Raw genomic sequence first — 8,435 nt, forward strand, 5'->3', positions numbered from 1 at the left:
CTCATCGGCTGAGCCGGGTACGACCCCACCCGCCGGGTCAGCGCGCCGGGATGCGGGCGAGTTGCGCCTCGATCGCCTGCGGCGTCAACGCGGGACGGCCGCCGGGGTGACCGACGGTGGCCCCGGCCGCCGCGACGGAGTACCGGGCGATCCGCTCGTGGGGGTCGCCGCGCAGCAGGCCGACGGTGAGCGCGGCGACGAAGGCGTCGCCGGCCCCGGTGGTGTCCACGGTGCGGGTGTCGCTCAGCGGCACGAACAGCTCGCCGCCGGGCCAGGCGAACGCGTTGCCCTCGCCCGACACCTCCACGGCGACCAGCGCCGGTCCCCGGTCGCGCAGCTCGCGGGCGGCGCGCAGCCCGGCCTCGGCGTCCTTCGGCGGGTCGCCGACGACCAGCCCCGCCTCCCTGGCGTCGGCGCGCAGCACGTCGGCGAGGGCGAGCAGTTCGTCGTCGCCGGTCGCGCCGTCGAGGACCACGAGCCGGTCCGCCTCCCGGCCGATCCGGGCCGCCGCGAGCGCCGCGGCCGGGGGCTGCTGGAGCTGGACGAGCACCGCGCGGGCGGCGCGCAGGGCGTCGGCCGCGCCGGCCACGTCGGCCTCGGTGAGCAGGGTCGCCTCGGGCAGGTCCTGCACGTAGCGCCAGCGGGCCCGGGCGTCGACCAGGTCGACGATGAGGCCGGTGGGGGTGCCGGGGCGGCGCAGCACCGGGCCGACGTCGACGCCGTCGGCGCGGGCCCGGGCCAGCAGCCGGTCGGCGACCGCGCCACCTGCCCGACCACGATCGCATCCGGTTGCGCCATGGCCGGTGCTGTACCCAGCTCGCCCCGAGCCACGCCGGGCGGGCGTCGCCGTCGCGAACGGCCCCGGACGGGGCCGGCGGACGGGCTCAGCAGGGGCTCTCGACGAAGGTCGGGTAGCCGGAGCGGACGCCCCAGGTGTAGACCGTGCCGGAGCAGCTCTCGTACTTCTCCCCCAGCACGGTGGTGTGGCTGGAGTCGGAGTAGTAGGTGGTCACGCACTCGTGGTCGATCCGGCAGGCGCGGGCCTGCGCGGGCGAGCCGGGCAGGACGAGCACGGAGGCGCCCACCAGGGCGGCGGTCAGGAGCACGCGGCGGATCACGGGAGTCCCCTTCCGGCGACGGGTGGGGCGTCACGCCCGGGTGACTCGTCGTCCCACCGGCCGCCTGTGTATCGATCAACGTAGTGGTCCACGGTGGACCGGGCAACGGTGGTAGGGGTGGGGCCGTCAGCCGACCGGGGTCCGGCGGGTGGCGCGCGGGCCGACCAGCCGGCGGACCACCGGCGCCGCGTTCCACTTCGCCGCGCCGACCAGGTCCCGGGCGTGTTCCAGCACCGTGTAGTCCGGCCTGGCCTGCCCGTCGGCGATGGCCCGGTCCAGGTCGTTGCCGCAGCGGGTGAGCACGCTGTCGAAGTCCCGGCGCACCGGGTCGAGCAGATGGTAGCCGAAGGAACGGTGCAGCCGGGCGAAGAGCGGCTTGTAGAGCCGGGCCCGCTCGTGCAGCCCCGACGAGTACGACATCGGGTTCTTCGGCCGCCGCCGCACGTAGTCGGGCAGCACGTCGGCGAACGCCCGGCGGACGATCCACTTCTCCTGGCCCTCGCGCAGCTTCAGCCCCAGCGGCAACCGCATCGCCAGCTCCACCACGCTCAGGTCGAGGAACGGCACCCGCGCCTCCACCCCGTGGGCCATGCTGGCGCGGTCCACCCGCTGCAACTCCGTACGACACAGGTTGCGGATCTTGTGCAGGAACAGCCGGCGGGACCGCTCGGGGCCGACCCGGTGGTACATGGGATAGCCGCCGAACAGCTCGTCGGAGCCGTCGCCGGTGAGCACGACCTTGACGCCCAGGTCGCGCAGCCGCCGGAAGATCGGCACCGAGACCACGGCGTTGATGATGTCGCCGTACTCGGTCAGCTCGGAGATCCGGATGGCCTCGCGCACGTCGGCGAGCCGGATGTCGCGCGGACGCAGCTCGATCACCTCGTGCGGCACCCCGAGGTCGGCGGCGAGCCGCCGGGCGTACGCCACGTCGGGGCTGCCCGGCGCTCCCACGGTCACCGCCACGCAGTCGGGGTGCAGCTCGTGGGTGTGCAGCAGGGCGAGCGAGCTGTCCAGCCCACCCGAGAGCACCACGCCGACGGTGAGGTCGGTGTCCAGCCGCATCCGGATGCTGTCGGTGAGGGCGGCCCGGACGAGCAGGGCGGCCTCGTCCGGGTCGTCCACCACGGGCAGCCCGTCGCCGAGGGTGAGCAGGTCGACGTACGGGCGCAGCCGGACGTGGCCGCCCGGCTCGGCCCAGCCGTGGTGCCCCGGTGGCACCTCGGCGACCGGGGCGCCGTGCCCCACCAGGGCCTTGACCTCGCTGGCCAGGTGCAGGCAGCCCGGCACCCGGGACCAGTACAGCGGCTTCACCCCGAGCGGGTCGCGGGCCAGGTAGGCCCGGCCGGTGGCCCGCTCGACCACGACGAAGGCGTACTCGCCGCGCAGCCGCCGCACCGCGTCGTCGCCCCAGCGTTCGAAGGCGGCGAGCACGACCTCCGTGTCGCTCTCGCTGCGGAACACGTGCCCCAGGCGGGTCAGCTCGGCGCGCAGCTCCCGGTGGTTGAAGACCTCGCCGTTGTAGCAGAGCAGGAGGCGCTCGTCGGCGGAGACCCAGGGCTGCGCGGCCCGTTCCCGGTCGACGATCCGCAGCCGGCGCGTGCCGGCGAGCAGGCCCGCCTCCCGACGGGTCTCGGTCACCTCGCCGCGCGGAGCGAGGACGGCCAGCATCCGCCGGAAGGTGGCCGGATCGGCCTCGGGTCCGAGGCTCAGGGCGATGCCGCACACGGCTCAGACCCCCATCTCGGCCTCGTACGCGCGGCGAAACCGCGCCCGGGCGGCGGGCGCGAGGCACAGGTGCCAGGCCTGCCCCTCGTCGACCACGTTGACCTCCCCGGCCTGCTGGCGGGCCAGCAGCAGGCCGGCCAGCACGTCCCGGGCGCCGAACCGCTGGAACCAGGTCATCTCCACGTCGACGGCGTAGCCGAGGCAGTGGCCGCTGGGCACCATCGCGGCGTAGCCGAGGCGGCGCAGCCGGTGCTGGTGCTCGGCGCTGCGCACCAGGCTGGTCACCCACAGCGGCGGGGTGCCGGGCGGGGCGCTGCGGGCGAACTCGCGGCCGATGTCGTTGAGCAGGCCGATCACCTCGCGCCGGGCCCGGCGGAACTTCACGCCGGCGGTGTGCGGCCGGGCGGCGGGGAGCAGCCGGCGGCAGACGGCCCGCACGCCCCGGCCGACGAGGGTGGCGGGCTGCTCCTGGTAGCGGAACCGGAGCAGGTCGCGGCGGCGCAGCCACTCCAGGTCGACCAGGTCGCCGCTGGCGTGGACCTGAGCGTCGGTCATGAAGGTGGTGGCGTCGCGCCACCACATCACGTCGATGCGGGAGAGCAGGTAGATCCGGACGAGGGCGGCCAGGTCAGCCGCGGAGCTGCGCGCGTTGGGCTGGTAGCGGGCCATCTCCAGCAGCAGCGTCTCCCGGGCGCCGACGAGGCCCTGGCCGGTGGCGTCGAGCACCGCGGCGATCGCCGGCTCGCGCAGCCGCTCGTCGAGCAGCACCTGGCGGGCCCCCGCCGAGTCCGGGTCGGCCAACGCGCCGATCTCGACGAGCAGGTCCGCCACGGCGGCCCGGTAGGCGTCGAGGTCGGGCGTCGGCGGGGCCGGGCGGGGAGCGACGCCCCGCGGCACGCGCCGCGCCGGGGCGGCGGACGCGACGGAGGTGCCGGGCTGCTGGCCGGGGCTTCGGCTGGGCACTCGCATGGTCGGGTCCTCTCTCTCCCGGTACGACACGGCACGGTTGCCGTCAAAAGCACCGTAACCACGAGTAGCCGGGACAGGGCGAACATTGTTCCCATTTCCCCCGGATGCGCGCCGAGGCGTCAGCGCCTTCACGCCGGCTGCGTGGTGGTGACGCGCCGGGTGGAGCAGGACGGCCGGGGTGGGTGCGGCACCCCGGCCGTCCGCCCGGGCCTCGATTCCGATCGGAAGAGGCCCCCGACCAGTTTCGCCGAACGTCGTCGATCCCGCAGCCCCCTTCACCCACTGCACACAGGAAGTGCGGGATCGGCGACGGACCCGGATCAGGCCGGCGGGGCCGGCATCCCGGTCACCCGGTCACCGCAGCGTGCAGGCGGTGCCGTTGACGGCGAAGCCCACCGGGGCCGGGTTGGATCCGGTGTGGGAGGCGTTGAAACCGAGGCTCACCGAGCCGCCCGGGGAGACGACCGCGTTCCAGCTCTCGTTGGTCACCGTGACCTCGGCGCCGCTCTGGCTGAACTTTCCGGACCAGCCCTGGCTGATCTGCTGGCCGGCGGTGAACCGGAAGGTCAACGTCCACGACGGCCACGTCGCGGCCGAGCTGTTGGCGACGGTCAGGTTGCCGCTGAACCCGTTGCTCCAGTTGTTCGACGTGTACGTCACCGCGCAGCCACCCGCCGGCGGCGTGGTCGTGGGCGTGGGCGTGACGGTCGGCGTGGGCGAGGCCGTCGGCGTGGGCGAGGCCGTGGGCGACACGGTCGGCGACGGGGTGGGTTCCGGCGTCGTGCCGCCGGTGCCCGCCCGCTCCGCCGCCCAGTTCGCCAGCCAGGCCAGCGCCGAGTTCCAGTTGATCGCCACCTCGTTGACCGAGTACGCCTCGATGTCGTCGACGAAGCACTTCTGCGGCTTGCAACCGGAGAGCTGGGCCACCGCCACCGGGTCCTGCAACTGGCTGTTCGGCCCGCCCGAGAGCGAGCCGGGCGGCGCGGTGGGCAGCGAGGAGTCCTTCTGGTTGGCCCAGAACCGGTGGTGCACGTTGCGCACCGGCTTCTCGCCGTAACCGGCCACGTAGGACTGGTTCAGCGGGTTGCGGCCGAGCAGGTAGTCGTAGGCGGCGTAGGCCCCGGCGCGGTACTTCTGCTGGCCGGTGAAGTCGAAGGCGAGGGCCAGGACGTTGCCGTTGTTGGCGACGGCCCCGTTGGAGCCCCAGTAGTACGTCCCGTCGCCGCTGCCCGGGGCCGGGTAGCCCTGCCCGGCGGTCTGGGTCAGCAGCCGGTCGGCGAAGGCCACGATCGCGGCCCGGGTGGCGGCGAGGTCAGCGGCCGGCAGGCCGTTGGGCACCAGGGCCAGGGTGGTGTCGCCGAGCCCGGCGGTCCAGCTCCAGTCGTAGCCACGGTTGGCGAAGCTGGCGCCCTTGTAGTAGGTCGAACCGGTCACGTCGGCGCGGTAGCCGGCCGCCCCCGTGGTGGCGTACAGCTCGGCCGCCGCCCAGTAGAACTCGTCGCCCACGCTGTTGTCCTCGTACGCGCCGCCGCCGGTGTTGTCCGTGGCCGGCGCCAGCCGGTTCGGGTTGGCCTTCGCCGCGGCGTACGCCTTCTCGGCGGCGGCGAGCGCCCGGGCGGCGAAGGTCGCGTCGTACGACTTCCACAGCCGGGACGCCTGCGCGGCGGTCGCCGCCAGGTTCAGGGTCGCGGCGGTGCTGACCGGCGCGAGGAGCCGAGGCTGGTTGTCCGACTCCGGCCGGGTCGGCAGCGCGGTCCAGTTCTGGTCGTGGATCTTGTGGTGCACCATGCCGGCGTTCGGACGGCCGTCGGGCACCTGCATCTTCAGCATGAACTCCAGCTCCCAGCGCGCCTCGTCCAGCACGTCGGGCACCCCGTTGGCCTGCTCGGGGATCGCCAGCGTGCCGTCGGCGAGCCCGGCCCGGTCGGCGCCGGCCACGTGCAGGGAACGTTCGTGGATGTTCTGGAGCTGCCAGGTGGCCAGGCCGCCGTTGACCACGTACTTGCCGTGGTCGCCGGCGTCGTACCAGCCGCCCCGCACGTCGAGGGTGTAGCCGCAGGAGGAGCGGCACGGCACCGCGTTGTCGCCCTGGTTCGGGGCGACGTTGACGTGCCCGGCGGGCCGGGAGTAGCGGGAGCCGACGTACCGCGACTCGATCGGGGTGCCGCTGCGCTGGTGGTAGAAGAACGCCAGGGAGTCGGTGCGCAGCCGGCGCACGGCGTCGGCGGAGATGTCGAAGGGGTGGCTGCTGTTCCCGCCGACCGAGAGCACGTAGCCGCTGCCCACGGTGTCGTAGGCGGAGAAGTCGGCGACGTGGACGCTGTCGCCGGACAGGGCGTCCGCGCCGCGTACGGTGGTCTGGCCGGAGGCGACGGTGACGCCGGCGGCGTTGCGCAGCGTCCAGGCCAGCGGGCTGGTCGACGTGCTGACCACGGTGGCCTGCTTGGGCGTGCCGGGCACGTACGCGACCTGGTTGACCTTGACCGGGCCGCCCGGGTCGGGAGCGGCGGCGGCGAGGGACGGCACGACGGCCAGGGCGCTCAGGGTGAGCAGTGTGGTGGCCGCGAGGGCGGCCGGGCGCTTGCGGAGGGGCATCGTTCCTCTTCCGGGGTGCGTCGGGTTGACCACCTGCCGGACCTGCCCAGCACGAAGCCGCCGGGCGGTCGGGCAAACCGTCGACGGGAGCGCTGGGCCAACCATAGGCCATCGCCGCCGCCCGTGTCGCCGACGTGGCGGGGACGACGTTGTGCAGGTCGCCGCAGCGGGCCGGCCGGGGTGATGAAAAGCTTTGCCCATGAGTTCCGCACCCGCATCGACCGACCCCGCCATCCCCGCCGACGAGGCCACCGCCTTCACGGATCTCGGGCTGCGTGCCGAGCTGCTCGGCGCGCTGTCCGCCCTCGGCTACGAGGAGCCGACCCCGATCCAGCGGGAGGCGATCCCGCCCCTGCTGGCCGGCAGGGACCTGCTCGGTCAGGCGGCCACCGGCACCGGCAAGACGGCCGCGTTCGCGCTGCCGCTGCTGCAGCGGATGCCGGTCGGGCGGACCGGCGGCGACCCGGTGGCGCTGGTGCTGGTGCCCACCCGGGAGCTGGCGGTGCAGGTGTCGGAGGCGTTCCACCGCTACGGCAAGGACCTGGGCGCCCGGGTGCTGCCGATCTACGGTGGCCAGCCGATCGGCCGGCAGCTGCGCGCCCTGGACCTGGGGGTGGACGTGGTGGTGGCGACTCCGGGCCGGGCGCTGGACCACATCGCCCGGGGCACCCTGCGGCTGGGCGGCCTGGCCACGGTGGTGCTCGACGAGGCCGACGAGATGCTCGACATGGGCTTCGCCGAGGACATCGAGGCGATCCTTGAGCACGCCCCGCAGCAGCGCCAGACGGTGCTGTTCTCGGCGACCATGCCGTCGCGCATCGACGGCATGGCCCGGCAGCACCTGACCGACCCGGTGCGCATCCAGATCGGCCGCGAGCAGCCGGTGGCCGGTGAGACGCCCCGGGTGCGGCAGAGCGCGTACATCGTGGCGCGGGCGCACAAGCCGGCGGCGCTGGGCCGGGTGCTGGACGTGGAGTCGCCGACCGCCGCGATCGTCTTCTGCCGCAGCCGCGAGGAGGTGGACCGGCTCACCGAGACCATGAACGGCCGGGGCTACCGCGCCGAGGCGCTGCACGGCGGGATGAGCCAGGAGCAGCGGGACCGGGTGATGGGCCGGCTGCGCGCCGGCACGGCCGACCTGCTGGTGGCCACCGACGTGGCCGCCCGGGGGCTGGACGTCGAGCAGCTCACCCACGTGGTCAACTACGACGTGCCGTCGGCCCCGGAGTCGTACGTGCACCGCATCGGCCGGGTGGGGCGGGCGGGCCGGGAGGGGGTGGCGATCACCCTCGCCGAGCCGCGCGAGCACCGGATGCTCAAGACCATCGAGCGGGTCACCGGCCAGCGCATCGCCATCGACAAGATTCCCACGGTGGCCGACCTGCGCACCCGGCGGCTGGAGCTGACCCAGGCGGCGCTGCGGGAGAGCCTGCTGGAGGACGACCTGGAGCCGTTCCGGGTCATCGTGGAGTCGCTGTCGGACGAGTTCGACATGATGGAGGTGGCGCTCGCGGCGGTGAAGCTGGCCCACGAGGCCGCCTCCCCGGGCTCGGACGACGACGAGGAGGAGATCCCGCAGGTGGCGGTCCGCCCGCCGCGCGAGGGGCGTCCGGGGCAGGAGGGGCGCGGCGGCGAGCGGCGGCCCGGGCGGCCCCGCTCCGGGGGCACCACGCAGGTGTTCATCGGGCTGGGCCGGCGGGCCGGGGTGCGCCCGCAGGACCTGGTCGGTGCGATCACCGGGGAGACCCGGGTCAGCGGGCGGGACATCGGCTCGATCGAGATCGCCGACCGGTTCTCGCTGGTCGAGGTGCCGGTCGCCGTGGTGGACGAGGTGATCGCCGGGCTGCGCAACAGCACCATCAAGGGCCGCAAGACGACGGTACGCCGCGACCGCGACCGCCCCTGACGATCGTGGGGCGGCCGGGCCCCCCCCGGGGGGGGGGGGCCGCCCCGGGCCGCCCAAACCCGAAAGGGCCCAACCCCCCCCCGCCACCCAACACCCCCCCCACCCCCCCAAAGGCGGGT

General features: G+C 74.6%; 5 protein-coding genes and 1 pseudogene. 1 reads left to right on the forward strand and 5 read right to left on the reverse strand.

Going from position 1 to position 8,435, the window contains the following annotated elements; genetic code table 11:
* Positions 1-37 precede the first annotated feature (37 nt).
* The 5 genes and pseudogenes from ACFYWL_RS04290 to ACFYWL_RS04310 form a co-directional block, all read right to left on the reverse strand.
* Positions 38-757, reverse strand: a pseudogene (locus ACFYWL_RS04290) (PfkB family carbohydrate kinase); the annotation flags it as partial.
* 127 nt (positions 758-884) lie between these two features.
* Positions 885-1,118 (reverse strand): DUF6289 family protein, encoded by a 234-nt coding sequence (locus tag ACFYWL_RS04295; RefSeq protein ID WP_386967175.1) that lies wholly within the window; start codon positions 1,116-1,118, stop codon positions 885-887.
* Between the two features lie 126 nt (positions 1,119-1,244).
* Positions 1,245-2,846 (reverse strand): asparagine synthetase B family protein, encoded by a 1,602-nt coding sequence (locus ACFYWL_RS04300; RefSeq protein WP_386967178.1) that lies wholly within the window; start codon positions 2,844-2,846, stop codon positions 1,245-1,247.
* A 3-nt stretch (positions 2,847-2,849) separates the two neighbouring features.
* Positions 2,850-3,815 (reverse strand): DUF5715 family protein, encoded by a 966-nt coding sequence (locus ACFYWL_RS04305; RefSeq protein ID WP_386967181.1) that lies wholly within the window; start codon positions 3,813-3,815, stop codon positions 2,850-2,852.
* A gap of 354 nt (positions 3,816-4,169) precedes the next feature.
* The gene (locus ACFYWL_RS04310) at positions 4,170-6,410 is read right to left on the reverse strand and encodes a glycoside hydrolase family 9 protein (protein ID WP_386967184.1); all 2,241 of its coding nucleotides are present in this window, start codon (positions 6,408-6,410) and stop codon (positions 4,170-4,172) included.
* 199 nt (positions 6,411-6,609) lie between these two features.
* Between ACFYWL_RS04310 and ACFYWL_RS04315 the strand changes: the two genes are divergently transcribed.
* Positions 6,610-8,316: a DEAD/DEAH box helicase gene (locus tag ACFYWL_RS04315; RefSeq protein ID WP_386967186.1), complete on the forward strand. Its 1,707-nt coding sequence runs from the start codon at positions 6,610-6,612 to the stop codon at positions 8,314-8,316.
* Positions 8,317-8,435: the final 119 nt, after the last annotated feature.

The organism is Micromonospora sp. NPDC002575 (assembly GCF_042889525.1).
Taxonomy (GTDB): Bacteria; Actinomycetota; Actinomycetes; order Mycobacteriales; family Micromonosporaceae; genus Micromonospora; species Micromonospora carbonacea.

Excerpts from the sequence above, each read along its gene's own strand:
- ACFYWL_RS04305 (WP_386967181.1), bottom strand. The coding sequence starts at position 3,815 with ATGCGAGTGCCCAGCCGAAGCCCCGGCCAGCAGCCCGGCACCTCCGTC.
- ACFYWL_RS04310 (WP_386967184.1), bottom strand. The coding sequence starts at position 6,410 with ATGCCCCTCCGCAAGCGCCCGGCCGCCCTCGCGGCCACCACACTGCTC.
- ACFYWL_RS04315 (WP_386967186.1), top strand. The coding sequence starts at position 6,610 with ATGAGTTCCGCACCCGCATCGACCGACCCCGCCATCCCCGCCGACGAG.